The sequence below is a fragment of the Arthrobacter sp. NPDC080031 genome (assembly GCF_040702485.1).
Taxonomy (GTDB): domain Bacteria; phylum Actinomycetota; class Actinomycetes; order Actinomycetales; family Micrococcaceae; genus Arthrobacter.
Genome location: NZ_JBFBLA010000012.1, coordinates 125,101 through 151,615, shown reverse-complemented (window position 1 = coordinate 151,615; position 26,515 = coordinate 125,101). Strand labels below are relative to the sequence as shown.

Annotated in this window: 19 protein-coding genes and 2 tRNA genes; 11 read left to right on the top strand and 10 right to left on the bottom strand. The window is 63.8% G+C overall.

Features of this window, described 5'->3' with window-relative positions; all coding sequences use genetic code 11:
- Positions 1-60 precede the first annotated feature (60 nt).
- Positions 61-834 carry a potassium channel family protein gene (locus AB0323_RS12360; RefSeq protein WP_366177576.1) on the bottom strand — a complete coding sequence of 258 codons (774 nt, stop codon included), beginning with the start codon at positions 832-834 and terminating at the stop codon, positions 61-63.
- A 109-nt stretch (positions 835-943) separates the two neighbouring features.
- Here AB0323_RS12360 and AB0323_RS12355 point away from each other — a divergent pair, with 109 nt between their 5' ends.
- Both AB0323_RS12355 and AB0323_RS12350 read left to right on the top strand, forming a co-directional pair.
- Positions 944-1,822: an undecaprenyl-diphosphate phosphatase gene (locus tag AB0323_RS12355; protein ID WP_366177575.1), complete on the top strand. Its 879-nt coding sequence runs from the start codon at positions 944-946 to the stop codon at positions 1,820-1,822.
- Between the two features lie 123 nt (positions 1,823-1,945).
- A complete protein-coding gene (locus AB0323_RS12350) occupies positions 1,946-2,725 on the top strand; it encodes a VOC family protein (RefSeq protein WP_366177574.1) in 780 nt (259 codons plus the stop codon).
- Positions 2,726-2,843: 118 nt separating this feature from the next.
- Here AB0323_RS12350 and AB0323_RS12345 read toward each other — a convergent pair whose 3' ends face one another.
- Positions 2,844-4,835, bottom strand: coding sequence for an FAD/NAD(P)-binding protein (locus tag AB0323_RS12345; RefSeq protein WP_366177573.1), 1,992 nt, complete (start codon positions 4,833-4,835; stop codon positions 2,844-2,846).
- A 59-nt stretch (positions 4,836-4,894) separates the two neighbouring features.
- Here AB0323_RS12345 and AB0323_RS12340 point away from each other — a divergent pair, with 59 nt between their 5' ends.
- The 3 genes from AB0323_RS12340 (at position 4,895) to AB0323_RS12330 (ending at position 8,855) form a co-directional block, all read left to right on the top strand.
- Positions 4,895-7,156 (top strand): prolyl oligopeptidase family serine peptidase, encoded by a 2,262-nt coding sequence (locus AB0323_RS12340; protein ID WP_366177572.1) that lies wholly within the window; start codon positions 4,895-4,897, stop codon positions 7,154-7,156.
- 98 nt (positions 7,157-7,254) lie between these two features.
- A tRNA-Ser gene (locus AB0323_RS12335) sits at positions 7,255-7,342 on the top strand.
- Between the two features lie 430 nt (positions 7,343-7,772).
- Positions 7,773-8,855 (top strand): hypothetical protein, encoded by a 1,083-nt coding sequence (locus tag AB0323_RS12330; RefSeq protein ID WP_366177571.1) that lies wholly within the window; start codon positions 7,773-7,775, stop codon positions 8,853-8,855.
- Positions 8,856-8,943: 88 nt separating this feature from the next.
- On the opposite strand, the gene AB0323_RS12325 is transcribed toward AB0323_RS12330, so the two are convergent.
- Entirely contained in the window at positions 8,944-10,383 is a 1,440-nt protein-coding gene (locus tag AB0323_RS12325; RefSeq protein WP_366177570.1) for an MFS transporter, read from the bottom strand.
- Complete coding sequence (locus tag AB0323_RS12320) at positions 10,380-12,551, bottom strand: RecQ family ATP-dependent DNA helicase (protein WP_366177569.1); 2,172 nt, start codon at positions 12,549-12,551, stop codon at positions 10,380-10,382. Before AB0323_RS12320 ends, AB0323_RS12325 begins: the two co-directional genes overlap by 4 nt.
- Before the next feature lie 124 nt (positions 12,552-12,675).
- Here AB0323_RS12320 and AB0323_RS12315 point away from each other — a divergent pair, with 124 nt between their 5' ends.
- The 3 genes from AB0323_RS12315 to AB0323_RS12305 are packed head-to-tail and all read left to right on the top strand — an operon-like array spanning position 12,676 to position 15,048.
- Positions 12,676-14,094, top strand: a complete 1,419-nt coding sequence (locus AB0323_RS12315) for a phosphomannomutase/phosphoglucomutase (RefSeq protein WP_366177568.1) — start codon at positions 12,676-12,678, stop codon at positions 14,092-14,094.
- A gap of 27 nt (positions 14,095-14,121) precedes the next feature.
- On the top strand, positions 14,122-14,574 hold the full coding sequence (locus AB0323_RS12310; protein WP_366177567.1) for a hypothetical protein: 453 nt from the start codon (positions 14,122-14,124) through the stop codon (positions 14,572-14,574).
- Between the two features lie 24 nt (positions 14,575-14,598).
- A complete protein-coding gene (locus AB0323_RS12305; RefSeq protein ID WP_366177566.1) occupies positions 14,599-15,048 on the top strand; it encodes an Rrf2 family transcriptional regulator in 450 nt (149 codons plus the stop codon).
- Between the two features lie 135 nt (positions 15,049-15,183).
- On the opposite strand, the gene AB0323_RS12300 is transcribed toward AB0323_RS12305, so the two are convergent.
- The 5 genes from AB0323_RS12300 to AB0323_RS12280 form a co-directional block, all read right to left on the bottom strand.
- The gene (locus tag AB0323_RS12300) at positions 15,184-15,882 is read right to left on the bottom strand and encodes a TetR/AcrR family transcriptional regulator (protein WP_366177565.1); all 699 of its coding nucleotides are present in this window, start codon (positions 15,880-15,882) and stop codon (positions 15,184-15,186) included.
- Position 15,883: 1 nt separating this feature from the next.
- Entirely contained in the window at positions 15,884-18,406 is a 2,523-nt protein-coding gene (locus tag AB0323_RS12295) for a PEP/pyruvate-binding domain-containing protein (protein ID WP_366177564.1), read from the bottom strand.
- Positions 18,399-19,355, bottom strand: a complete 957-nt coding sequence (locus AB0323_RS12290; protein ID WP_366177563.1) for an MFS transporter — start codon at positions 19,353-19,355, stop codon at positions 18,399-18,401. Before AB0323_RS12290 ends, AB0323_RS12295 begins: the two co-directional genes overlap by 8 nt.
- Positions 19,307-19,957: an MFS transporter gene (locus tag AB0323_RS12285; RefSeq protein ID WP_366177562.1), complete on the bottom strand. Its 651-nt coding sequence runs from the start codon at positions 19,955-19,957 to the stop codon at positions 19,307-19,309. Before AB0323_RS12285 ends, AB0323_RS12290 begins: the two co-directional genes overlap by 49 nt.
- 205 nt (positions 19,958-20,162) lie before the next feature.
- Positions 20,163-21,989: a phosphoenolpyruvate carboxykinase (GTP) gene (locus tag AB0323_RS12280; RefSeq protein WP_366177561.1), complete on the bottom strand. Its 1,827-nt coding sequence runs from the start codon at positions 21,987-21,989 to the stop codon at positions 20,163-20,165.
- 283 nt (positions 21,990-22,272) lie between these two features.
- Here AB0323_RS12280 and AB0323_RS12275 point away from each other — a divergent pair.
- Positions 22,273-22,346 (top strand) — tRNA-Arg (locus AB0323_RS12275).
- 363 nt (positions 22,347-22,709) lie between these two features.
- Here AB0323_RS12275 and AB0323_RS12270 read toward each other — a convergent pair.
- A complete protein-coding gene (locus AB0323_RS12270; RefSeq protein WP_366177560.1) occupies positions 22,710-23,438 on the bottom strand; it encodes a FadR/GntR family transcriptional regulator in 729 nt (242 codons plus the stop codon).
- 364 nt (positions 23,439-23,802) lie between these two features.
- On the opposite strand from AB0323_RS12270, the gene AB0323_RS12265 reads away from it, so the two are divergent.
- Positions 23,803-25,443, top strand: coding sequence for an ABC transporter substrate-binding protein (locus tag AB0323_RS12265; RefSeq protein ID WP_366177559.1), 1,641 nt, complete (start codon positions 23,803-23,805; stop codon positions 25,441-25,443).
- Between the two features lie 121 nt (positions 25,444-25,564).
- Positions 25,565-26,515: an ABC transporter permease gene (locus tag AB0323_RS12260; RefSeq protein WP_366177558.1), complete on the top strand. Its 951-nt coding sequence runs from the start codon at positions 25,565-25,567 to the stop codon at positions 26,513-26,515.

Here is a 26,515-nt window from a genome sequence, read left to right as displayed (position 1 = left end):
TCGAGAGGCCGGTTCCTGCGAATCTTTGGATTCCAGGGCCGGCCTCTTTTGCGTTAAATGCTAGGGCGACGGCGAGTGGTCGCCGCGGGCTCCGACCACGCCGCCCTCCAGCTCGCCGTCGGGGTTTTCCAAAAGCGCGCTGAGGCGCTCGACCTGCTCGGCCAACCGGCGAATCTCCTGTTTCATGGGTTCCTCTGCGACTGTCGCGGCCGCCGCAGCTCCGGAAGAGACCTGTTCAACCAGCCACGACGCAACCGAAGCCGTCACGACGCCCAGGACCGCGATTCCACAGACCATCAAACCCCCCGCAACGCAGCGGCCCACAACCGTCACAGGGTAGTGATCCCCGTAGCCAACGGTGGTGATGGTGACCATCGCCCACCAGATGGCATCGCCAAAGTTGGTGATGTTGGCGCCCGCGGCGTTCTCCTCCGCATCAAGCACAGCGAGCGCACCACAATACGTCAGGAGGGCCGCGGACCCGAGGACGAAGGTCAGGATACGGCCGCGCATGGCGTTCCCGGCTGTGCGATGAAGCAGCTTAAGCAGTGTCACGAGCCGCAGCAGCCTCAGGGGCCGCAGGACCGGGAGTGCCAGTATCAGCAATTCGTGCAGGTTCCTCACGAACCATTTGGCGCGACGCCGCGCCAAAAGGAGGCACATCGCGTAGTCCAGGGCAAACACCACCCAGGTGACCCAGATGATGGTGTCAACGACCGTGGACTGGGCCTCGCTAAGATTGGCGATCACCTGGAACGAGTAGGCCACCAGGAACAGCACTGCTGCCGCCACCATCGGCCATTCGGAAACCTGCCGCCATCGCTCTTGGGTCATTCGTCGATACTAGCCACCTGCACTATTGACTGCGTTCGGCTGTTGGCACACGGCTGCCTCCCAGCAAACGTTCATCTCCCAGTAACCGGTACTGGCTAGGATCGAACCCATGATTAATATGATCCAGGCCATCGTTATGGGCCTGTTGCAGGGAATCACCGAGCTCTTCCCGATTTCCAGCCTCGGCCACAGCGTCATCTTGCCCAAACTATTCGGTTGGGGCCTGGACCAGAAGGCGCCGGAATTCCTCAACTTCCTCATAGCCACACACCTGGCTACAGCAGTGGTGCTGTTCTTCTTCTTCCTCCGGGACTGGATTGAAATCGCCAAGGGTCTTGGGCGTTCCATCCGGGACAGGAAAATTGCTCCGTCAGACACGTATGCAAAGCTCGGCTGGCTCCTCGTGGTGGGAACCGTGCCTGCCGGAATCATCGGTTTGGTCCTGGAAAAGCCCATTCGGAACCTCTTTGGTTCGCCGCTGATCGCTGCCGCTTTCCTGGTTGTCAACGGTCTCGTCCTTTTTGCGGCCGAACGTCTGCGGACCAGGGAAAACCGCCGCGCGGCGGCGCAGCCGGTGACTGCAACGGCTTCCGACGCCGAAATCGCCACTTTGTCGTGGAAGCGTGCCTTGGGAATCGGAGCGGCCCAGGCAGCCGCCCTGATCCCGGGAATCTCCCGCTCCGGCTCGTCAATGGCCGGCGGCTTGCTGTCCGGGCTGAACAACGAGAACGCCGCTCGGTTCAGCTTCCTGCTTGCGACGCCGATCATCGGTGCGGCCGCCGTGCTCAAGCTGCCGGACCTTTTCACCCCGGCCATGGCCGATGAGCGCGGCGTGTTCCTGGTTGGTGCGCTGTGCGCGGGTGTGGCGGCCTGGTTCGCCACCAAGTTCCTCCTTCGGTTCTTTGAGACCCGAACCCTGACGCCCTTCGCCATCTACTCGGTGGTTGGCGGCGCGATCTACTTCATCTTGATGCTCGTCATGGGCTAGGTTCCGCTGAGGCATTGACCCAGGGCATTGAAACTGTCAGGGGCCCCGCATAGGGTTTTGACTGTCTCCACCACCCACTCATGAAACCGTGGCAACAGCCGCGGTCACGACACAGGAGCAAACATGCCCACGCCTGACATCACCCCCGGCTCACCTTGCTGGATCGACCTGATGACCTCGGACCCGGAGAAGGCAAAGTCCTTCTACAACACGCTCTTCGGCTGGACCTACGAGACCGGGGACCAGGAAAAGTACGGTGGCTACATCACGGCCTCGAAGGACGGCAAGATGGTGGCCGGGATCATGCAGAAGCAGGAAAACATGGCCCAGATGCCCGATGTCTGGTCCACCTACCTGCGCACTGACGACATCAAGGCAACCACCGAAGCTGCCGTCGCCAACGGCGGCCAGGTCTACATGGAACCCATGGAAGTCCCTGACCAGGGAACCATGGCCATGTACGCGGATTCCTCCGGAGCAGCCATCGGCGCCTGGCAGTTCGGCGAGATGAAGGGCTATCAGCTGGCTGCCGAAACAGGCGCACCCGCCTGGCACGAGCTCTTCGCCAAGGAGTACGACTCGGCAGTCTCCTTCTACCAGAACGTCTTCGGCTGGGAAACGACCGTCGTGGGCGATACTCCGGAGTTCCGTTACACCACGCTCGGGGCAGGCGACGCCTCCAAGGCCGGCATCATGGATGCTTCCGGTTTCCTCCCGCCTGAGGTGCCGTCCTACTGGGGCGTCTACTTCGCGGTGGACAAGGTCGATGACACAATCGAGCAGGCCACCGGCTTGGGCGCCACGGTTGTCCAGGCAGCTGAGGACACCCCCTACGGCCGGACGGCTACCCTGACCGACCCGACGGGTGCGATCTTCAAGCTCATCGAAAACCAGGCTGCATAAGCCCGCAACATCACGGATGAGCATGCTCTCCCCCGGCACCCGCGAATGGACATATCAGGCTTATGTCCACTCGTCGGAACGGGCGGGGAGCATGCTCATTCTGCTTGGGGGAACATGCTCATTTTTGGAGGGGAAGGCCGAGCATGTCCCTTGCGATTTCGTCGGCGTCGCGGAGTGTCCGTTGGCCGCTTCGGTAGCTGATGCCATCGGAAGGCCGGGCTTCCGCGGCGATGGCCGTCCCCCATTGGGTCGAGGAAAGCTGCAGGCCAAGGACGTACATCCCCGGAGTCACCGAGCCATTGGCGCCCACCAATCGGTAAGGGTGCGGCTGGACATCCAAGCCGGAGGTCTGCACCGGCGTTCCCTCGGCAGTCATCATCACCTTGGGCCGCACCAACCCGTCGGCGAGCAACTGCCGCAGGAACGGAGAAACACTCACGCCCACCCGGTTCGCCGGTGACATCGCCTCGATCAGGGTCCTGGCTTCCGCGGCGTCGGCGTGCACCCAGGCAGACACCGCGCGGAAGACGCCTTTGGAATGATCAACGCTGAATCGCGGATCCGGGCCCACGAAACTCACGACGCCGGCACGCGCCAAAGCGGCCAACTGTTCGGCGCGCACGGCCGGAGGACCGCTCGCGAGGCCCTCAACGAAGGATTCGAACCAACCCCGAAGCTCGCCCACCCACGATTCGTCCGTGATGCCGCCGTCGGCCACGGCACTCTTCAGGATGGCCCTTCCCGTGTGCAAGGCACCGATGGCCATCTTCACGGGATCTGCTTCCCCGAGCGCGGAGCGGCGGGCGTCGTCGTCCAGATAGTCCACGACGGCGGCGTCGAGCTCCTTCCTGGACGCGAAGGAACGCCCGGCCAAAGGCGCGGCGAGGCCCAGCAGGTCAAGGCGGCGCGACGCGGCCACATGGGTGGAGACCAACTCCGCGACTTGGTTTTCCCATCGCCCGGTGGCATGCGCGTGTGGCCGCAGCACGTCTTCCAAAGCCGCAAGGAATTCAGTCGCATCAGACACGGCTACGGGTTCCGCCAGGACCAACGTTGAATAGTAGGCCCACAGGGCGTCCCGATGCAGGAGGGGCCAAAGGTCGTGATCGAAGCCAGGTTGGATTCCTGCAGCGGCGAAGCGTTCCACCGCGCTCTCGGTCAGATACCGCAAGCGCACGGACTTGGGATAGTAACCGTCCAAGCCGGCCTTGGCCCGGTACGGGGTGCCACGCCTGGATGCCGCGACGATCTTCGGTTCCCGGCTCGAAGGCAAGTACTTGAGCTTCCCCTGGAGACCGTCTTCGGCCGGCACGAACTGTCCCCCGCGGCCTTCGGTCAGCTGGCCCATGACGTCGAAGAAATTCAGGCCCATGCCCCGGACCAGGACCGTCTCCCCCTCCGGGACCAGGGCCCAGTCCACGTCGGCAGGTGCGGCCGGCGGCACATACAGCAGCCCAAGCTCCGCTGCCACTTCCCTGAACGAACGCTGCTCCGGGTTGAGCCGGGATTCAAGGTGGCCCAGCGCGAGGACGAGGGAATCCACGGTGAGCCGGGCGCCGTCGTCGAGTTCGACGTCGAACCCTCCGTCCGCGGGCTTACCGGGCGAACCGTCCGCCGGGCCACCCGGCAGGGGACGCGCCGCCACGGCGTTGTTCCGGTGAAACGCGATCTCGACGCCGGCAGGGACACGGTCCAGCAATTCCTCCAATGTGGAGCGCAGATACCGCCCGTACAGGGCACGGCTGGGAAAGTCGTGGGAAGCGAGCGCGGCAAGTTCGGCCCGTTCCTCGGCGCTCAGGGCCGGGCCGCCGACGGACCGCTGTTCAGCCCGCCATTGCTCAAAGGAGCCCCCGGCCAGGGGTGGCGCGAGTCGCTCGTCCTCCGGGATCAAGGTGGGGTAGAAAGACTGCGTGTTCATGAGGTACAGCCGGGATTGATCGGGCTGCCAGACGTGCCCGGGGCCGGCGGGATAGGGGTCCACGACGTCGATGTGCAGGGATCGGGTTTGAGTTTCCATCGCAGCCCAATTGGCGAGCAAACGCTCCAGCACACTGGTGCCGCGGGGGCCTGCCCCGATCAGCCCGACCCGAATGTTCTGCGATTTACCCACGCCCAAGCCTAACTTCTTGTGACTTGCTTCCTTCTCAGACAGTCGCTCTAGGATGAGGGATGACCACCACAGCAGCTGATCAAGCGCCCGCGCCCGACAACGAAACTGCCCAGGAAACCGCAATCGCCCCCGAGCCTGTCGATGAGAATATCTGGCTCGAAGACATTCACGGCGAGGAACAGCTGGCCTGGGTGCGGGAGCAAAATGCCCGCACCGAAGACTTGCTCGACGACGCCGACTACGCCGCTTTGGAAGCCGGAATCCTGGAGGTTCTGGACTCCACAGACAGGATCGCCATGGTCAACAAGCGTGGCGAGCACTACTACAACTTCTGGAAGGACCAGCAGAACCCCAAGGGCCTCTGGCGCCGCACAACATGGGAGAGCTACCTCAGCGACGCACCGGAATGGGACGTGCTGCTCGACATCGATGCCCTGGCCGCCGCTGAAGGCGAAGAGTGGGTTTTCCACGGCGCCAACTTCCTGCGCCCGGCCGAAGGCGAACCGCACCGCCTCGCCATCATCGCCCTCTCCCCCGACGGCGGTGACGCCAACCGCCACCGCGAGTTCGACGTCGAGACCCGCAGCTTCGTGGACCCTGCCGCAGGCGGTTTCGACCTCCCGACCGCGAAGGGCAACGTGAGCTGGCTCGACGCCGATACCCTGCTGGTTGCCACCACCGCCGACGGCCTGCCCAAGACGAGCTCGTCATACTCGCGCACCGGCGTGAAGCTTCGTCGGGGCCAATCCCTGGTTGAAGCCGAACGGATTTTCGAGATTCCCGAAGACCACATGATGGCCCTCGTCGCCCACGACTCCACCCCGGGTTTCGAACGCACGTTCGCGGTCGACTGGATCGACTTCTTCAACCGGACCACCTCTGTGCTGCGCGAGGACGCGTGGCTCGCCATTGACGTCCCCACTGACGTCAACCTCAGTTCCCACCGCGAATGGCTCATGTTCCGTCCGCGGCAGGACTGGAAGGTGGACGGAACCACCTACGCCGCCGGGTCTCTGCTGGCTGCCGACTTCGAGGGCTATCTAGCCGGGGCACGCGACTTCACGGTGCTTTTCACCCCGGATGAGCACACGTCCCTCCAATCGTGGAGTTGGACCCGGAACTACCTCCTCCTGAACCTGCTGCACGATGTGTCTTCCGAAATCAGGGTGCTCGACCCAGCCCGCAAGGACTCCGCCGGCGGGTGGGCCTCGACGTTGCTGGACGCGTGCCCGCCGCTGCACGATGTGAACGCCTACGCCGTCGACGACGAGGACGAAGCAGAAGGCGACGACGCCGGCAACGACTACTGGCTCGTGGCAACGGGCTTCACAACCCCCACCACGCTCATGCGCGGCACCTTGTCCCGCGGAATTGCCGGCTACACGCTCGACGCGGGCGATGACCGCGGAGTGTCCAGCACCCACGCGGTGGTGAAGTCCTCGCCGTCGTTCTTCAACGAGGCGGATTACGAGGTCCAGCAGCACTTTGCCACTTCGGCAGACGGCACGCGCGTGCCATATTTCCAGGTGGCGTCCAAAGATCTTGACCTCGATGGCGAGAACCCCACGCAGCTTTCTGGCTACGGCGGGTTCGAGGTCTCAAGGACCCCGGCCTACAGCGGGGCCATCGGGCGCGCCTGGCTGGAGCGCCGGAGCGAAAGCACCACGGCCGAAGACGGCTCCACGGCACATTCACGTGGCGGCGTCTACGTCGTGGCCAACATCCGCGGCGGCGGCGAATACGGTCCCGCGTGGCACCGCGCAGCTTTGCAGGCGAATCGACACCGCGCGTTCGAGGACTTCGCCGCCGTGGCGCGGCACCTCATTTCGCGGGGTGTCACCAGTCCGCGGCGGCTCGGCTGCGTGGGCGGCTCCAACGGCGGACTGCTGGTGGGCAACATGCTGACCCAGTACCCGGAGCTGTTCGGAGCCATCTCCTGTGGCGTCCCGTTGCTGGACATGCGCCGCTACACCAAGCTTTCCGCCGGCTACTCCTGGATTGCCGAGTACGGCGACCCCGACGTCCCGGAGCAGTGGGAGTACATCCGCACCTTCTCGCCGTACCACCTGCTCCGCGACGGCGTAGAGTACCCGGAGACGTTCATTTGGACTGCCACCTCCGATGACCGTGTGGGCCCGGTCCAGGCGCGGAAGATGGCAGCCCGGATGCTGGCGATGGGCATCCCGAACGTGTGGTTCCACGAGGCACTTGAAGGCGGTCACGCGGGAGCCTCGGACAACCGCCAGGCGGCCTCGCTCCAAGCGCGCAGCCAGCACTTCCTGTGGCGGGCGCTTGCGGGCAAGGAGGGCCCTGGGCACTAGCGCCCCTTAAGGATCGGAGCGCCCGACGGCGGCCCGCACCCCCGTTTTGCGCTGGGTGCCCAGTTCTGCGTATCCTTGGTTGGCTAGCAATAGCAACTGGAGACGTGCCAGAGCGGCCGAATGGGCTTCACTGCTAATGAAGTGTGGGGCACAACTCCACCGGGGGTTCAAATCCCCCCGTCTCCGCGTTTTGGCCCCGGTCCCTGACCGGGGCCTTTTTGCGTCCTTGGAGCTTTTGCAGGGGGCTCGGAGTTATGGGTTATGGGACAAAACGTAGGTAAATCCCCGTGCGGTCATGTCCGTCCCGGACTCGCCGTCGCTCGGATGTCGGATTCTGCTCAATCACTCGAATGGACAAATTCCGGGCCCGCGGAATCACGGGACCGGCACATTCGGCGAAGAGAGTGATCCAGCAGAATCCGACGGTGTCCAGCGCCAGGCCGTGCGGCGGCGGAATGACCGGGCGGCGCCGAACGAGGTGAGGAAGCAAGCCCCTCCCATACACACGTTTTGTCGTCAGAACCTGGCGGGGAAGATTCATGTCTTCGACTCTTTGAATTCAGCTCGCGCCAATAACCTCGTCCGGGTAATGGAGACCAACGACGAGGAGAGATTCATGCGTTCAATGACGAGATTCGCGACCGCAACGGTTGGGGCCGTCCTGCTGTCAACCACGTTGCTCATGTCGCCTGCAGTGGCGGCCGACGACGGCGGCAACTCAGGACAGAACGGCTCTAACGGCAACGGACACCAAGGCAATACCGAGGGCTTCAGCTTCGGCGTGATCGGCGACGTGCCCTACGGTAACGCCGAGATCCAGGCCTTCCCGTCCTACATTCAGGACCTGAACGCGCACAAGGAACTGAGTTTTGTAGCACACGTGGGCGATATCAAAAATGGATCCTCCCAGTGCACCGACCAGTACTTCGAAGCCATCAAAAAGAACTTTGACAGCTTTACCGTCCCGCTCGTCTATACCCCGGGCGACAACGAGTGGACTGACTGCCACCGAACGAACAATGGCGCCTACAACCCCTTGGAAAGACTGGCCAAGGTCCGGGATGTCTTCTTCCCGAAGCCCGGATTCACACTTGGCGCACCGATGACAGTGAAGTCACAGGTAAAGGAAGGCTTCCCGGAGAACGTCAGCTTCCGCAAGCATGAGGTCGCCTTTGCTGCCGTCAACATTCCGGGCAGCAATAACTCAATGCTGCCTTGGACCGGACTTGGCCAGACCCAGCCCACCGCCGCCCAACTTAACGAGGTGCAGCAGAGGACAGCTGCTGACATCCAGGAGTTGAGGGACACCTTCCGCAAGGCACGGAACAACGGTGACCGGGCCGTCGTCGTGATGACGCAGGCGGACATGTTCGACCCGACAGTCGCGGCCCCTTCCCAGGCGGATTTTGGTGCTTTCAAGCCCCTGGTGCAGACCTTGATCGAGGAGTCGAACGCGTTCGGCGGCCCGGTCTATCTCATCAACGGTGACAGCCACGTGTACAACCAGGACCACCCCCTCGCGGCCGGCTCCACGTGGCTGTCTTTCTACGGTCAGGCCACAGCAGCGAAGAACCTGACGCGAATCACCGTCGATGGATCCAACAATGCGAAGGACTGGCTCAAGGTCACGGTCAACCCGGAGGATGCACCGAGCGTCATGTCGTTCGACCGGATCCCGTTCACGCACCCGGCCTCGTAGCTAAAGCAATCCAAACAGGACGCCGGGCAGCCAAAGGTCGCCGGAATCTCCCTAGTGGGGGTTCCGGCGACCGGCGTCCCCAAGCACCCTAGCCCCGCCGTTCCTCGGGTTTGCCCACAACACTGCGACTGACTTCAGCTCCGGCGTGCCGGTGCAGCGTGAGGCTGTCCACGGTGCTCAAGAGCATCACTGCCGCCATGGCGAGGAAAGCACCCCGGTACGCCGAGGAAGGGCCGTCGCCGAAGAGCGACACATGGTCGAAGAGTCGCAGGAAGAGCGCACCCACGGCAATACCGCCACCTGCGGCCAGTTGCACCAAAGTGGCTGACACGGCGTTGGCCGAGGGAAGCTCCCCTGGGACGATATCCGCATACTGCACGGAGGCATACGCCGAGAATCCGATCGAGCGGAAGGCCCCGCTGGCCAGCAGCAAGGCAAAAATCAACGGCTCCGGGGTCCCTGCGTTGAGCGTTGCACAACCGGCAAAGGTGACGGCCGAGGCGAAAGAGGCGAAGACCAACACGGGTTTGAAGCCGAACCGCCGAATGATGGGGGTCGTGGCGGGCTTGATTCCGATGTTGCCGATGAACACCGCGGCCACCATGGCACCGGATTTGAGTGGATCCCAGCCAAAGCCGTCCTGGAACAACAGCGGCAGCAGAAAAGGCACCGAGCTGATCGTCAGGCGATAGACGAACCCGCCGGTGGAGGTGGCCCGGAACGTCCGCGTGGCGAAAACCCGGAGATCGAAGAGCGGAGCCTTGGCTTTGAGCATCCACCAGGCCGCTCCGGCCAAAGCCAGTGCCCCGGCCAGCAGCACGGCGACCGGGACCGCACCCCCGCCATGACCGCCAACCCCTTCAAGGCCCACCACGAGCGATCCGACGCCGAAGGTGGTAAGTGTGAGCCCCACCCAGTCGAGCCGACGGGCGGCATCGCCTCCCGTTCGAGGAACAAGCCTCCGGGCTGCGATGAACGCAGCAAGCCCCAGCGGTACGTTGATCAGGAAGATCCAGTGCCAGGAAAGATAGGTAGTGAAAGCTCCGCCCACAAGCGGTGCCAAAACGGGGGCCAGCAACCCGGGCCACACAAGGAACGCAGTGGCGCGGAGGAGCTCCGACTTGGGTGTGCCCCGCAGCACTACGAGAGTCCCGACCGGCACCATCATGGCCCCGCCGGCCCCCTGCGCCACCCGGCTCAAGGTCAGCAGGGTGAGGTCCTGGCTGGCCGCGCACAACAGCGAGGCCAAGGTGAACACGGCGATCGCCAGGCAGAAGATCCGACGCGCACCGAAGCGTTCCGCGAGCCAGCTGCTGAGCGGTATTCCCATGGCCACAGTCACCAGGTAGGCCGTCATCGTGATGTTGACATCGGCCGAGACCACTTTGAAGTCGGCGGCGATGCTCGGCATGGCAGTAGTAAGGACTGTTCCGTCAAGGAACTCCATGAAGAAGGTGGCTGCAACCAGCAACGCGAGCCGTGGCTGCCACTTGGATTCGGACTGGACGTCCGGGACTGCGCCGGTCATGCTGCTTGACCGAGGACGAGAGGCAACACCGATCCTGCCCCGGCTTGCCTGAGGGCGCGGCCGGCAACGGTCATTGTCCAGCGGCTGTCCGCCAGGTCATCGACGAGGAGGATGCCTTGACCGCCTAGCGACGCAAGGTTCTGTCCAAGCTCGAGACCCACGACGAGGCGCTCCCAGACACCGGCCAGCCGATAGGCGCTGTTGCCACCGCGCCCGCCCGTGGGTCCGCCGTGCTGCAGTTGAAGGGAACCCAAATACGGCATCTGGCCGATGCCGGCTATTCCGCGGGCCAAGGATTCGACCAGCGCCGGCTTGTTCCTGGAGGGGATGCTCACGACTGCTGCAGGCCGCCCTTGGCCGCTCCACCCGGTGGATCGGCCGTCTCCAGCAGACCATTCCCGCAACACCTGCACGCAGGCCTGCAGCATGGCAGGTTCAACCTCGCGGTCGGCCGCCCCGGCGGCAAAGAGCTCACGGAGGGCGCCGCCCCAGCCGAGGTCGGTCAGTCGGGCCAGGACGCGTCCTTCGGCCAGCAACTCCTCGGGCTTGATCTTGCCTTTCACCGTCACGCCCAGCCGGTCCATGCCGCTGGGCCATTGAAGCCGTGGCTCGAGCGCAAGACCCGCGCGCCGAAGGGTCTGCCCGGCGGCGTCAGCGGCCGCTGCTGCGACGTCTGACGGGAACCACTTGCCGGCGCAATTGTCGCAACGGCCGCATGCACGTGCGGAATCATCGTCCAGCACCGCGGTGATGTATTCCATGCGGCATCCGGCGGTGTCCTGGTAAATGACCATGGAATCCTGCTCGTCCACCCGGGCCTCGGCGATGCGGGCGTAGCGTTCGGCGTCGTAGATCCACGGCCGACCCGTGGACCTCCACCCACCGCCGACGCGCTCCACCGCTCCATCCACGGCCAAGACCTTCAGCAGGAGTTCCAAAGGCGTCCGGCGCAGGTCCACCCGCGCTTCGAGGGCCACCGTGGACAAGGCAGAGCCGGATTCGGCCAGGACGTTGAGTACGGCCGCGGCCTTTTCCTCCGAGGGCATTGAAGCAGTCGCAAAGTACTGCCAGATCTCGCGGTCCTCGGATCCGGGCAGGAGGAGCACGTCGGCATTGGCCGCGCCACGGCCGGCACGGCCAACTTGCTGATAGTAGGCCACCGGCGACGACGGGGCACCAAGGTGTATGACGAACCCGAGATCCGGCTTATCGAAGCCCATGCCGAGCGCCGAGGTAGCCACCAGCGCCTTCACTTCGTTGTCCTTGAGGAGTTGCTCCGCGCGTTCACGATCCGCGGGGTCCGTCCTCCCGGTGTAGGACAAGACATTGTGGCCTGCCTCGGAGAGCAGCCGGGCGGTGTCTTCAGCGGCGGAAACGGTCAGGGTGTAGATGATTCCACTGCCTGGCATGTCGGCCAGATGGGTCAGCAACCAGCCAAGGCGATCCCGCGAGTCGGCGAGCTTCAAGACACCCAGCCGCAAGGACTCCCGGCCAAGCTCCCCACGGATGGTCAGCACTCCGGCGCCGAGCTGTTCTTCGATGTCGTGGACCACCCGGGAGTTCGCCGTCGCCGTGGTGGCCAGCACGGGAACACTGCCGGGCAGTTGCTCGATGAGATCGGAGATGCGCCGATAATCGGGACGGAAATCGTGCCCCCAGTCCGAAATGCAGTGTGCCTCGTCAATTACCAAGAGACCGGTACGGCGGATGAGCTCGGGAAGCTGGTTTTCCCGGAACGAAGGATTGGTGAGCCGCTCCGGCGAAACCAGGAGAACGTCCACCTCGTCAGCGGCGAGCTGTGCGCGGACGTTGTCCCACTCAAGCTGGTTGGCGGAGTTGATCGCTACGGCCCGCACCCCGGCACGTGCTGCTGCTGCCACTTGGTCCCGCATGAGTGCGAGCAGCGGCGAAACGATGAGGGTGGGCCCTGCGCCGCGGCGCCTCAACAACAACGACGAGACGAAGTACACAGCCGACTTGCCCCAGCCCGTCCGCTGCACCACCAAGGCGCGCCGTCCGGCGTCGACGAGGGCCTCTATCGCCTCATACTGGCCGTCGTGGAATCGGGCGTCTGCATTTCCCACAAGCTCCTTCAATACTTCAAGGGCCTGCATCCGGGTGGTGGACTGTTCTGCTGCAAGTAGGGAAGCATCCGGGTTGTTGGGCATGGCTTCAGTATTCCAGCACCCGCAGACAGCCAGAACCCGGGACGTCATCTATGTGGACAAGCGTTTTCCACACAGATGACCTTCCGGCGCAGTGACCACCTCGCTCCACAGTAAGATTGAGCCCGTGACTAGCGAGCAGAACAAGACATTTGACCTCTCGGCTTCCTTCAAGGCCTATGACGTCCGGGGAATCGTCGGCGAATCCATCACATCCCAGATCGTGGAATCCGTCGGCGCGGCCTTCGTCGACACCCTCGGCCTCGCCGGGGAGACCGTGCTGGTTGGCGGCGACATGCGCCCGTCATCTCCCGAATTCATCAAGGCATTCGCCGACGGCGCCGCGCGCCGCGGTGCCAATGTCCAGCTCCTGGACCTCATCTCCACCGACGAGCTCTACTACGCTTGCGGTGCCCTCAATGCGGCCGGCGCCACGTTCACCGCGAGCCACAACCCCGCCGAGTACAACGGCATCAAGATGTCCAAGGCCGGCGCCCAGCCGATCTCCTCCGAAACAGGCCTCAAGGAAATCCAGGCGCTGGCGGAGAACTACCTCAACAGCGGAAGCATCCCGGCTGCGGATGTGCAAGGCAAGATCAGCACCCGCGATGTCCTGAAGGATTACTCCGAGTACTTGCGCAGCCTGGTTGACCTCAAGGGCTCCCGTCCGCTGAAGATCGTCGTCGACGCAGGAAACGGCATGGCCGGGCTGACCACTCCGGCAGTGCTTGGTGACCAGTTGCTTCCTGCCCTGCCGTTCGAGATCATCCCCCTCTACTTTGAGCTGGACGGCTCGTTCCCGAACCACCCCGCGAATCCGCTTGAGCCCGAAAACCTTCGCGATCTGCAAGCCGCAGTCATCGAGCACGGTGCGGATATCGGCCTGGCGTTCGACGGCGACGCCGACCGTTGCTTCGTGATTGACGAGAAGGGCGAACCCGTGTCGCCGTCTGCCATCACCGGGATGGTTGCGCGCCGGGAAATCGCCCGCGCACAGGCCGCGGGTGAAAAGACCCCCGTGATCATCCACAACCTGCTGACCTCGCGGGCAGTCCCGGAGCTCGTGGCGGCGGATGGTGGCAGGGCTGTGCGCACGCGTGTGGGGCACTCGTTCATCAAGGCTGTCATGGCCGAAGAAGGAGCCGTCTTCGGCGGCGAACACTCGGCGCACTTCTACTTCCGCGATTTTTGGAACGCGGATACCGGCATGCTCGCGGCCATGCACGTCTTGGCGGCATTGGGCGAGCAGGATGGCCCGCTGTCCGACCTTGGCCGCCAGTACGAGCCTTATGTCTCTTCCGGTGAAATCAATTCCGAAATCGAAGACAAGGCAGGAGCCATTGAGCGGGTCCGCGCCGAATTTGATGGCGAAGACGTCGACGTGGACACCATGGATGGCAGCACCTTCACCGCGAAGGACGGCAGCTGGTGGTTCAATCTGCGTCCGTCCAACACAGAGCCTTTCCTGCGGCTGAACGCCGAGGCGAAGGATGTTGCCACGATGGAAAAGGTGCGGGACCGCGTCCTCGCAATCGTCCGGTCCTAGCCGGCAGCCCCGAAGGCGAGCATCAGCATGAATTCCCAGATCAACGGCCTCGAAAACACAGAGGAACACGAGCTCCGCGAAGTGCGTGAAACGCTTGGGGCCGCCTTGGCAACAGCGCAGGAACACCTGGAACAAAACGGTGGCTTCCTGCCCTTCGCAGTCACGCTCGCCGAGGACAACGAACTTCGGATCCTGTTCGTAACGCCTGAAGAGCCGGACGAGGAAGGAAACGTCGACACAGAGTCGATGCTGGCAGACATCCTCGAATTGCTGCGTCAAGGCCGTGACGAATACCGTGCGGTGGCGATTGCGAGCGATGTAATCCTTCCGGAACACGGCTCGGACGGGATCCACGCCGCGGCTGAGCATCGCAGCGGTGGTCTCCTCGCAGTCGTCGTCCCTTATGTCCGCACCGCCGAAGGCTTCACCTTTGACAACGCCGAAGCCGACACCAATGAACCCCTCGTATGGGTGGACTAGACCCCACTCCGTAAGCTTGAGGGCATGAAGATCAATGCCTTCGCGGATGTGAGCCTGCGTGCGCTCCTGGTTCTCTCGTCCGCGCCCGCAGGAGAACTCCTGACGACCCAGAACATCGCAGACGCCGTGGGGACTCCTTACCACCACGTCAGCAAGGCCATTGTTCGGCTCCGGGAGCTGGGCCTCATCGACGTCGAGCGCGGCCGCAAGGGCGGATCCCGGCTCAGCGCCGCCGGACAGCGAGCCACCGTTGGCCAGATACTGCGGGTACTGAATACCAGGCTCGACCCCGCCGAGTGCCAATCCCCCCATGGTGACTGCCCCCTGATCACGGAATGCGGCTTGCGTCATGCCTTGGCTCGCGCGAGGGAAGCCTTCTACCGGGAGCTGGACGACGTCGTCGTCTCCTCCCTGCCGCACCTGCGGCAAATGGCGCCGGCATTCCAGGCGATCGGGTTACGCCCCGAACTGTAGGCACGGCTTGTAAAGTCCTGTCCCGCATTGCACACCACCACGAGAATTCATTACGAAGGCTCTGGCTCGCCCAACTAGCTGGCAATAGTTGTCGTTTAGAGACCCCAGAACGACAACTACTGCGAGTCAGTTGGGTCAGCCCACCACCCCCGGCGGACTGACCACCACCCCCGGCGGACCGGCACCCAGCAGCGGCAGCATCACCTCGTCCACTACCCGCACCAAATAATCGTCATCGATCGGGATTCCCGAGAAGATGAACCGCTGCCGCAGCAAGGCGGGTCCGGCCTCGATCCTCGTCTCCGTGGCCACGCTGGGATCGCATTCGCCGCGCGCCGCGGCCTGCTCAATGATGGCTCGCATGATCTTCCCGACGTTGCCCCGCGTGTACTCGTGGACTTCTGCGGCCACCGATGGGTTCTGGAGCGCCTCCCCTAGCAGCCCGCGCATGGCCTGGCCCACTGCTCCTTCCAGCTGTTGCGCTACAAGCCGCAGGATCGCCAGGGCGTCCCCGCGCAGGCTACCCGTATCCGGCGCGGACGACGGACTGGGCATGGCATCGTAGGCTGCCTCGAGCACCAACGCTGCCCGCCCGGGCCACCGCCGGTAGAGCGAGGCTTTGCTCGCCCTGGCGCGCTCGGCGACACTGTCCATGGTCAGCGCGGCGTATCCGGATTCGGCGATCTCCGCCCGGACTGCTTCGAAAATTGCACTGTTCAGGGCAGCTCCGCGCCGGCGCGGCAGCTTGCGATGGTCCTGCCGCGGCTGCAGGTGGAAGGGCTGTGCCTGCACGAGGTGCTGTTGCTCCGGCAAGAATTCCTGTTGCTTCGGCATGTCAAACATTCCCCGGCGACGCAGCCGGCAGGACCACGCCCAGGCTTCCGTCCACGAGCACCCGCTGCCCGTCGGCCAAGGCGCTGGTCCCCGAACCGGTGCCCATGACTGCCGGAATTCCGTATTCCCTGGCCACGATCGCCGCATGCGAACCGAGCCCTCCGGCATCCACCACAACCGCCGCGGCACGTTGGAACAACGGCGTCCACGAAGGGTTGGTGTACGGGCAGACCAAGATTTCGCCGCTGCGGAGCTGGCCGAACTCGGCCGGCCCCCGGATCACCCGGACAAGCCCGCTTGCCTGGCCGCGGCTGGCCGGAGTACCGGAGACAAGGGCTCCGTCCACCTGGCGGCCTCGGCCAAAGAGCAAAACCGGATCAAGCAGCGGGATGCCCTCCAGCTCCTTCCGTTTCGCCGCCCGTGCCAGCACCAGCGGCCGGTAGCGGTCACGCAGCGAAGCCGGCAGCGCGCCGTCGTCGTCGTCCGTGATGGACTCCAATTCCTCGAACCGCAGGTGATAGATGTCGTCCGGCTCATCGATCACCCCGGCCAGCACCAGCCGCCGGCCGAGCTCCCGGTAGGCGCGGCGGATCGGCGGGATGGCTTTGGTGGCGTAGAAGTGGCTATCCTCGCGGAACGCCATTCCGGCCCGGGCGGACTCGACGGCCGCGAGCACCCTTCGCCGTACCGGTTCGAAGCGGAATGCCGGGTGACCCTTCAATTCCGCAATCGCTGTACCGGTCTGGTCGGCCGCTTGATGGCGCTCTCCGGACATGGCCTTCACCAGCCCCAGCACCACCTCGGGGGCATCGGACCACGTAGGCGAACTGCTCAGGACAACGCTGGTGGTTTCGCGGTGTCCGTATTCCAGCTGAAACTCCTGGAACGCCTCCCGGAAAGCGCGATGCTCTGGATCCTTTTCGACCTGGTCCAGCAGCTGGCGGGGGTCTGCTTCACGAAAGGCGCGTGACAGTCCGGGGTCGCCTGCCGCAAGGGACGCGAGCCGCTCAAGCGCCCGATTCGCCTGGCTCGTCCGGGTTTCCGCGCCTGCGATCAACGCAGGGGCGAGCCTCATCTTGCCGAGGAAGAGGAGCATCAAGCGCATCTTCAGCACCGGCACGAGAATTCCGGGCAAGTAAGAAACCCGGAGATCCCCGAGAGCCCGCATCGTCCCGAAACACTCCTCCACAAGTTCAATGACCGAAGGCCACCGAAGCGGACCGAGGTCCATTCCGTTGAGCCGTTCGATTTCGCCAAGGAACTGGGCGAAGCGCGGATCTTGGGTCCACTCGCGGGGATTGTATTGCCTTGACCGACGCAGCAAAGACACTGGCGCGGCGAGCGTCCGGATGGTCAGGCGCGGCACCGGCGGGATGAGCTGCACCACCACGCCGTCCTCTTCCGGCAACAACTCCTCAACCGTCGGGAAGACCACGCCCACGCTGCTGACCATCTCCCGCAGCATGCCCAGGATTCCCCTGCTCATCCACCCGGAGACATCCAGCGGATACGGCCGTTCCTGGAACATCTCGACGAAGAACGGCCCCACTCGCCGTTGGACCGCGTTGAGGCTGGGCGGTTGAGGCGGGAGCGCGGTCATCGGACGCGACTGCAGCACATACAGCACGCCCCCGGCCACGGCCCACTCCATGTCCTGCGGCCGGCCGAAATGCTGTTGGGCTTCCTGGCCCAGCCGGGCCAGCTCCGCCAACTGCCCCGCGGCGAGCCCAGGCTTGCCCCCCGGCGTACCGGCCCTTTCCCTCGTACCGCTGCCATCTGCCCCGCTGATCACCACTTCGTGGCCACCTGGCGTGAAACCAAGAACCTTTCCCGAGCGGTCCAGGACATAATGCTCCGGAGTCACCCGCCCCGAGACCACTGCCTCCCCCAGCCCGGGGTTCGCGTCCACCACTATTTCGCCGCGCTCGCCCGTGACCGGGTTCGCTGTGAACATGACACCCGCCATGGCGGCCGGCACCATTTTTTGTACGACGACGGCGATGGCCACCTCGTGCGGGTCGATTCCCTGCCGAAGCCGGTAGGCCATAGCCCGGTCCGTCCACAATGATGCCCAACAACTCGAGACCGCCTGGATGATATCTTCCTCGCCAATGACGTTGAGGTAGGTGTCTTGCTGGCCGGCAAACGCCGCTCCCGGAAGATCCTCCGCCGTAGCACTGGACCGGACCGCGACCGCCCCGCCGCCCAGGTTCTCGTAGGCATCGAGGATCTCCTGCCGCAGCGGGCCGGGCATATCCGCCTCGGCAAAGAGTGCCCGGATGGCGGCGCCTGTGCGCGCGCCGCCGTCGGGCGCATCGCTCAAGCCGGACAGCAGGCTATCCAACTCAAGCCCCACCTTCGTTTCTGCCAGGAAGGACAGGTACGCGTTCGTGGTGATGATGAATCCCGGCGGCACCGGAAACCCCTCGCGCGCAAGCTCCCCCAAAGCGGCACCCTTGCCGCCCGCGATGGCGATATCCCCAGCGCAGAAATCGGCCAGAGGGGCAGTGGCTTTCTCAGTCATCTTGGGCTCCTCGTGCGGTGCTGTCTGCGGCGTCGGAAGGTTCCGGGAGCGCGGTGTCCGAGTGCGCGGTGGTCCGCAACTCCCGCTCGGGAAGGAAGAGCGTCAAAACGAATGCCACAGCCAACACCACAGCGGCAAAACCGAAAACCGGAGGAAGCGCATGTCCGAACGCCTGGGCAACCGCGATGCGGTCCGCGGCCGGCAGCGATTCCAGGGCCTTCGGCGTCAAGGAATTAATACGGCTGCCCAGCGCGGCCGCCAGAGGGGCCGGGACCGCTGCGGCAAATCGCGCCGTGATCAAGGAACCCAGAACAGCTACGCCGACGGCGGCACCCACCTGGCGAAGGAAAGTCACCGTGGACGTCGCAGCGCCAAGGTCCCGGCGCTCCACGGAATTCTGCACCACCAGTACCATGACCTGCATGACGAGCCCGATTCCCAGACCGAGAAGCAGCATGGAGAGCAGGACGAGCCACGGGCCGCTGCTCGAGTCCATGGTGCTGAAAAGCCAGAGCCCGGGAACCGCAAGCAGCGTCCCGGCCACCGGATACAGCTTGTAGCGCCCGGTGAGGGTGATCAGCGCGCCAGATCCCGACGTCGTGAGCAGAAGCCCGGCCATCAGCGAAATCAACATGCCGCCCGAGGCCGTTGCCGACATGCCCATCCCCACCTGCAAGAACGCCGGAAGGTAATTCAAGGTGGCGAACATCGCAAAACCGACCAGGAAGCTCACCGCCGTCGGTATGGCAAAGGCAGGATCCCGGAACAAGGACAAGGGGATGATCGGATCAGCCGTGCGACGCGCCCTGAACAGCCAAGCCGCCAATGCCACAAGAGCCACGCCCCCGAGGACCGGAGACACCCAAACCTGCTCCGGGTAACCGCCGCTGGAGAGGAAGATCACGGACACGATCGCAAGGCCCAGTAAGGCCGCGCCTCCGTAGTCCACTCGTCGCCCGCGCGGAGTAGCCGGGAGCCGCAGGGTAAGGTCACCACGGCAAGGGCAGCCAATCCGAACGGAACATAGAAGTAGAAGATCCAGCGCCAGGAGAAATGATCAACCACCGCGCCGCCAGCCAAAGGTCCGGCAACCGCGGCCATGACGAAGGCTGCGCCGATAATGCCCAGAAGCTTGCCCCGCTCGCGGGGACTGACAAGTTCGCCAATGATCGATTGTGCCCCGATCATGAGCCCTCCGCCGCCGATGCCCTGAATCGCGCGGAAGGCGATGAGCTGCGGCACGGACTGCGCCAGCGAGCACAGTCCTGCGCCGATGATGAAAAAGATGAGGGAAGCCTGCAGGATCCGTTTTCGCCCGAAAGCGTCGCCAAGTTTGCCCGTGAGGGGCATGGCGGCCGTGGCGGCGACAAGGTAGCCGGTGATGATGGTGGACATCTGATCCAGGCCGCCCAGATCCCCGGCGACGGTGGGCAGGGCCGAGGCCATGACCGTTTGGTCCAGAGCTCCGAGGAACATCACCAACAGGATTCCGGGCAGCGCCGTCCTGATGGCAGAGTGGACTTTCTGCGTGTGCTGCTGGGCATTATCCATGGCCCGGTCCCGGAAAATTAGAGAACTGCTGGTTCTCTAAAAACTACTCCCGCCGCAAGCGCGGCACAATGCCTGGTCAATGAAACGCCGACGGCGGTCCCGCACCTTGAGGACACAAGGTGCGGGACCGCCGTCGTTCGGTTGCCGGGCCCACGCTGGGGGTTTCCCTGGCTGAGCGGAGCGAAGCGAGGGAGGCGGTGGGGTCCTAGGCCAGGCGGGCCTTCAGGCCTTCGAGCTCGGAAATGAGCGCGGCCGGCAGGGAACCGCCGAACTTTGCGTACCATTCCTCGATCGAAGCCAGTTCGGTTTTCCACTCGGAGGGGTCGACGCGCACTGCGGCTTCCACCTCGGCGGGGGTCATGTCCAGGCCCTCGAGATCGATGGACTCGCCGGTCGGCACGAAGCCGATGGGAGTCTCGACGGCGTCGGCCTTGCCTTCGAGCCGCTCGATGGCCCACTTGAGGACGCGGGCGTTGTCGCCGAAGCCAGGCCAGGCGAAGCCACCCTCGGCAGTGCGGCGGAACCAGTTGACCAGGAAGATCTTGGGCAAGCGTTCCGGGTTGGCCTTGGCGGACAGGTTGACCCAGTGGTTCAGGTAGTCGCCTGCGTCGTAGCCGATGAACGGCAGCATGGCCATGGGGTCGCGACGTACGACGCCGACGGCACCGGCCGCCGCAGCCGTGGTCTCGGAGGACAACGTGGAACCCATGAAGATGCCGTTGGACCAGTCGCGGGCCTCGGTGACCAAGGGGATGGTGGTCTTGCGGCGGCCGCCGAAGAGGATCGCGGAGAGTTCCACGCCGTCGGGGCTGAAGTATTCCTCGGCGAGCATGTCGATCTGGTCGATCGGGGTGCAGAAGCGGGAGTTCGGGTGCGCGGCCGGCTTGTCGGACTCGGGAGTCCAGGAGTTGCCCTGCCAGTCGGTCAGGTGCGCCGGAGTTTCCTCGGTCATGCCTTCCCACCAGACGCCGCCGTCGTCGGTCAGCGCCACATTGGTGAAGATGCTGTTGCCCTTCGCGATGGCGCGCATCGCGTTGGGGTTGGTGCCCCAACCGGTGCCGGGAGCGACGCCGAAAAGGCCGGCTTCGGGGTTGACGGCGCGGAGCTCGCCTTCCTTGCCGAAGCGCATCCAGGTGATGTCGTCGCCGAGGGTCTCGACCTTCCAGCCTTTGATGGTGGGGTCGAGCAGCGCGAGGTTGGTCTTGCCGCAAGCCGACGGGAACGCCGCCGAGATGTAGTAGGTCTTCTGCTCAGGCGAAGTCAGCTTCAGGATGAGCATGTGCTCGGCCAGCCAGCCTTCGTCGCGGGCCATAACGGACGCGATGCGCAGGGCGTAGCACTTCTTGCCGAGGAGGGCGTTGCCGCCGTAACCCGAGCCGAAGGACCAAATGGAACGCTCTTCCGGGAAGTGCACGATCCACTTGTCGGGGTTGCAGGGCCATGCGACGTCTGCCTGACCGGGTTCCAATGGAGCGCCAAGGGAGTGCAACGCGGGGACGAAGAAAGCGTCGGTCTGCGTAATGCGCTCAAGGACGTCGGTACCGATGCGTGCCATAATGCGCATCGAGGCAACAACGTAGGCTGAGTCGGTGATCTCGACGCCGAACTTCGGATCTTCAGCATCCAGGTGGCCCATGACGAACGGAATGACGTACATGGTGCGGCCGCGCATGGAGCCGGCGAACAGCCCGCGCAGCTTCTGCTTCATCTCAGCCGGAGCCATCCAGTTGTTGGTGAAGCCGGCGTCGTGTTCCTTGTCGGAGCAGATGAAGGTCTGCTCTTCCACGCGGGCTACGTCCGCGGGATCGGAGAATGCAGCGAAAGAATTGGGGAAGAGCTCTTGGTTCAGCCTCTTCAGGGTGCCGGCCGCGACAAGTTCGTCGGTCAGCTTCTTGTTTTCAGCTTCACTGCCGTCAACCCAGTGGATGCGGTCCGGCTGTGTCAGCTCGGCTACTTCCTCCACCCAGGCCAACAGGCGTGCATGCGTAGTAGGTGCCTTCTCAAGCAGCGGCAGTCGCGCCAGATCGCCCATCGTGGTTCCCTTCCTCGGGTTCAGTGGTGTGTCCTAAATGCTAGGGGGCGCGGAGTAGACCAATCTGGGTCCAGACATGGGATCTCTTGACCATTTCGGAGCAAAACCCCTAAAAATCAAGGATCCGCATCGGGGATTCGCTAAATTTAGTGACCAAGGTCACATAGACCGGTCTAGTTAGACAGATTACACCGCGTCGATTTGGCACCAACAGGGATCTCGCGTAAAGTTTATTGAGGTTCGAGGGGGGAATGGTTTTGAAACTCCCGAGAATCACCAAGATGCGCCCATAGCTCAGCTGGATAGAGCGTCTGTCTACGGAACAGAAGGCCGGGGGTTCGAATCCCTCTGGGCGCACAAATCAAGACCCGCACCGGACCCGGTGCGGGTCTTTTTTCGTTAAAGTTCTGGCCCGGGTTTGCCCTTGCCGTCGCGGCGGCCTCGATGTCTGGCCGCACAGTCCTCCCCATGTTTGCCGCGCCAAGGCCACCAAATGACGAGACTCGCCGTGTCGCAAACGCTTTCCCAAACCAAAGATGGGGACGCTGGTGCGGTCGCCGGGAACCTTCGGCAAGGGGAGTGATCCAGCAGAATCCGACGCCCAGCGTCGAGCAGGGACTGGGCGGCAACGGGTGATACGCGGTCGGCAGCGCAAAGGCAAGGGCCGCCGTCGTACTTCATGAAAGTACGACGGCGGCCCTTGCGCCTTGGTGCCTGGCCTTAGACTGCGACGGCCTCGCTGATGCGGCGGCGGATTCCGTCGAAGTGACGGTTGAGCAATTCGGCAGCCGCGGTCTTGTCCCCGGTTGCGACGGCGGTGTAGATGCTTCGGTGCATGGCCGCTGTGGCTACAAGATCTTCGTTGGCAGAGCCGATCTCCACGTGGATCTTCCGGTAGACCTTCCAGAAAACGCCCATGAGGTTGATGAGGAGTTCATTGTTCAGCGGCTCGAACAGCCGGCGGTGGAACTCGGCGTCGGCGGCTACAAAGTTCTCGCCAGCCTGGGCGAGCTCCTCCATCTGCTTGACGGATTCTTCGATCAAGGCGAGCTGTTCGGCGGTCATCACGTCCATGGAAGAACCGATCAGCCCCGATTCGAGGGCCTGGCGCACGTCCACGAGTTGCAGCGCCTCAAGCCCTTGGTGGCGCAGGGATAAGCGCCCACGGAACGTCAGGCCGTCTGCGAGCGCGTCGAAGTTGCTGGGGGCGACGAACATGCCAAAGCCGTGGCGGATCTCGATGACGCCCAGCGCCTGCAGCACTTTCAGGGATTCGCGAAGGGTGTTGCGCCCCACCCCCAACGCCACCGAGAGTTCATTTTCCGTGGGCAACGGATCGCCCGCCTCGAGCTCGCGTTCGAGGATCAATTCCATAATGTCCGACTGGAGGGCCCTGAGCCGGGCCTGTGCGCTGAACCGCGCCTGCGGAACGACACCGGAAGTGGTCATGGCTCTCCTTGCAAAAGTACCCATCCCCGGCCCGGATCCTCTCAGGATCAGGGACAAGGAATCAGTGCAGTGTTAATGTTGAGGTGAGCCTAGCGCCCACCGTGGATATATTGCTTCGCAACATACAATATCGGATGTCCCATCTCCCTGATAGATGTTCGCCTTTATTTTTGACCGCGCCCCGGTTCGAACCCGCGCAAGGTGAACCTCGGCGCAGCACCCATCGGCAGTACCTCGCCGGCAGCCCTGCGGCCACTCTCCGGGTCACTAGTGATCCAGATCTCGCTTGACGACTTCATGTGACCACCCTTACAGTTTCTTTACGAGCATCGGATGTCCTACATCCGATAACCAGAAAACTTGAATGGTGAGGCATCCTATGAGCAACACGATTAACAACCTGCCGCTGGTCAGCGACGCCAGCCGACGCAACTTCCTCAAGTTGACCGGGGCGATTGGAGCCGCGGCAGCCTTCACGGCCACTCTGTCCGCATGTGGCGGTCCTGCCTCCACCACCACGGGCGCAGCAAACAACACTGCGACCGTCAACAAGGATCTCACCATCGAAGCAGGCATCTCCTATGCCCTGTCCACGGGTTTCGACCCGATGACGTCCTCGGGAGCCACGCCGCAGGCCGCAAACCTGCACATCTTCGAAGGCCTCGTGGAGCTCCACCCCGCCACCCGCGAGCCCTACAACGCGCTGGCAGCGAGCGACCCCAAGAAGGTCAACGACACCACGTACCAGGTGACCATCCGCGACGGTGCCAAGTTCCACAACGGCGCCCCTGTCACCGCCGACGATGTTGTCTACTCCTTCACCCGCGTGATGGATCCGGCCAACAAGTCCTTGTTCTCCCAGTTCATCCCATTCATCAAGGACGTCAAGGCGCTCGATGCAAAGACGGTCGAGTTCTCCCTGAAGTACCCCTTCCCGGGCTTCGGACCGCGAATTTCCGTGGTGAAGGTGGTTCCGAAGGCGTTGGCCTCGGCGGATCAAAAGGGATTCGATGCCAAGCCCGTCGGCTCCGGCCCCTACAAGCTGATCTCGGCCGTCAAGGACGACAAGATCGTCTTCGAAGCATTCACCGACTACAACGGCCCCAAGCCCGCCCTCGCCAAGGGCATGACCTGGCTCTTGCTCTCGGACGCCGCAGCACGTGTCACGGCAGTCCAGTCGGGCCGCGTCCAGGCGATCGAAGACGTCCCCTACTTGGACATGGACGGGCTCAAGTCCAAGACCCGGGTTGAATCCGTGCAGTCCTTCGGCATGCTCTTCCTGATGTTCAATTGCGCCAAGGCCCCGTTCGACAACAAGCTGGTCCGCCAGGCCCTCCACTACGGACTGGACAAGGACGCCATCATCAAGAAGGCCTTGTTCGGCAATGCCAAGGCTGCGTCGTCGTACTTCCAGGAGGGCCACCCGGATTACGTCAAGGCCAAGAACGTCTACGGCTACGATCCCCAGAAGGCCGCTGACCTCCTCAAGCAGGCCGGCGTGGGCAACCTCGAATTCGAGCTGCTCACCACCGATACCGCCTGGGTCAAGGACGTTGCCCCGCTGATGCTGGAATCCTGGAACAAGATCCCCGGAGTCAAGGTCACCGCAAAGAACCTGCAGTCCGGTGCCTTGTACGCAGACAGGGTCGGCAAGGCCGATTTCTCGGTGGTGGCGGCCCCGGGCGACCCCTCCGTCTTCGGCAACGACGCAGACCTGCTCTTGAGCTGGTTCTACTCCGGCGCCACCTGGATGGCCAAGCGTGCCTACTGGACCACTCCGGAAAGCGCCACCCTTCAGGGTCTGATGGACAAGGGCTCGCAGGCCGCCGCGGCCGATGCGAAGAAGATCACCGGCCAAATCGTGGACCTCGTCTCAGATGAGGTTCCGCTATACCCGCTCTTCCACCGCCAGCTCCCCAGCGCGTGGGACGAAAAGAAGCTCTCAGGCTTCAAACCGCTCCCCACCACTGGGCTGTCCTTCATCGGCGTCGGCCGCACAGCCTAGCCCCACCACACGCTGAGCCGCCCAACTAGCTCGCATTTGTTGTCGTTTAGACGGCTCAAAACGACACCTACTGCGAGTTAGTTGGGTCCCCGCACCAAAGCAACCGGAGAACAAATTGGTCATGATATTGCGTCTGCTTGGACGCAGGCTCGCGGCATTGCCCTTGATGATCCTGGGCATCACGCTGCTGGTCTTCCTCGTCCTACAAGCAGCCCCGGGCGACCAGGCCAGCTCGGCCCTCGGCGAAGGCGCCAGCGAGGCCGCCAAACAGCAGTACCGCCAGGACAACGGCCTGAACGATCCCCTGTTCGTCCAATACTTCCGCTTCCTGGGCAGGCTCCTGCAGCTCGATCTCGGCGTAACCACCCCGCCGTCCAAATCGGTGGCAAGCATGATCGCCTCGGCCTTCCCGCTGACCCTCCAACTGACGTTCCTCGGCGTGATCATCGCCGTCGTCCTGTCCTTGGTTTTCGGCATCATCGGCGCCCTTTACCGCGACAAGTGGCAGGACCAGCTGGTCCGGATCTTCTCCATCGCGGCCATCGCCACCCCGTCCTTCTGGCTTGGCATCCTGCTCATCCAGTGGTTCGCGCTCGGTGACAACCCGCTGTTCCCCTCGGGCGGGATCGCGACGCCGGAGTCCGGCTTCGGCGGCTGGCTCAACTCGATGGCGCTCCCGGCCCTCGCTCTCGGCATTCCGGTCTCCGCTTCCCTTATCCGCGTGGTCCGCACCTCCATGGTGGAGGAGCTGGACCGCGACTACGTCCGGACAGCCATCGGCAACGGAGTCCCCTACCCCGAGGTGGTTTCGCGGAACGTCCTGCGCAACGCGCTAGTGACTCCGGTGACCGTGCTGGGACTCAGGATCGGCTACCTCCTGGGCGGCGCCGTCGTGATTGAAATGATCTTCGCCCTTCCCGGCATGGGCCAGCTGATCCTCAACGGCATCACCAACCTGGACGTCAACCTGGTCCAGGGCGTGGTCCTCACCATCTCGGTCACGTTCGTTCTGGTGAACATCGTGGTGGACCTCCTGTACCTGCTCATCAACCCCCGAATCAGGACGGTATAG

Coding starts and splice junctions, on each gene's coding strand:
- AB0323_RS12320 (WP_366177569.1), bottom strand. CDS start 12,551: ATGCCCAACAACCCGGATGCTTCCCTACTTGCAGCAGAACAGTCCACC.
- AB0323_RS12295 (WP_366177564.1), bottom strand. CDS start 18,406: ATGACTGAGAAAGCCACTGCCCCTCTGGCCGATTTCTGCGCTGGGGAT.
- AB0323_RS12305 (WP_366177566.1), top strand. CDS start 14,599: ATGAAGATCAATGCCTTCGCGGATGTGAGCCTGCGTGCGCTCCTGGTT.
- AB0323_RS12340 (WP_366177572.1), top strand. CDS start 4,895: ATGACCACCACAGCAGCTGATCAAGCGCCCGCGCCCGACAACGAAACT.
- AB0323_RS12265 (WP_366177559.1), top strand. CDS start 23,803: ATGGTGAGGCATCCTATGAGCAACACGATTAACAACCTGCCGCTGGTC.
- AB0323_RS12350 (WP_366177574.1), top strand. CDS start 1,946: ATGCCCACGCCTGACATCACCCCCGGCTCACCTTGCTGGATCGACCTG.
- AB0323_RS12285 (WP_366177562.1), bottom strand. CDS start 19,957: ATGGATAATGCCCAGCAGCACACGCAGAAAGTCCACTCTGCCATCAGG.
- AB0323_RS12280 (WP_366177561.1), bottom strand. CDS start 21,989: ATGGGCGATCTGGCGCGACTGCCGCTGCTTGAGAAGGCACCTACTACG.
- AB0323_RS12260 (WP_366177558.1), top strand. CDS start 25,565: ATGATATTGCGTCTGCTTGGACGCAGGCTCGCGGCATTGCCCTTGATG.
- AB0323_RS12300 (WP_366177565.1), bottom strand. CDS start 15,882: ATGCCGAAGCAACAGGAATTCTTGCCGGAGCAACAGCACCTCGTGCAG.
- AB0323_RS12310 (WP_366177567.1), top strand. CDS start 14,122: ATGAATTCCCAGATCAACGGCCTCGAAAACACAGAGGAACACGAGCTC.
- AB0323_RS12360 (WP_366177576.1), bottom strand. CDS start 834: ATGACCCAAGAGCGATGGCGGCAGGTTTCCGAATGGCCGATGGTGGCG.
- AB0323_RS12270 (WP_366177560.1), bottom strand. CDS start 23,438: ATGACCACTTCCGGTGTCGTTCCGCAGGCGCGGTTCAGCGCACAGGCC.
- AB0323_RS12325 (WP_366177570.1), bottom strand. CDS start 10,383: ATGACCGGCGCAGTCCCGGACGTCCAGTCCGAATCCAAGTGGCAGCCA.
- AB0323_RS12330 (WP_366177571.1), top strand. CDS start 7,773: ATGCGTTCAATGACGAGATTCGCGACCGCAACGGTTGGGGCCGTCCTG.
- AB0323_RS12355 (WP_366177575.1), top strand. CDS start 944: ATGATTAATATGATCCAGGCCATCGTTATGGGCCTGTTGCAGGGAATC.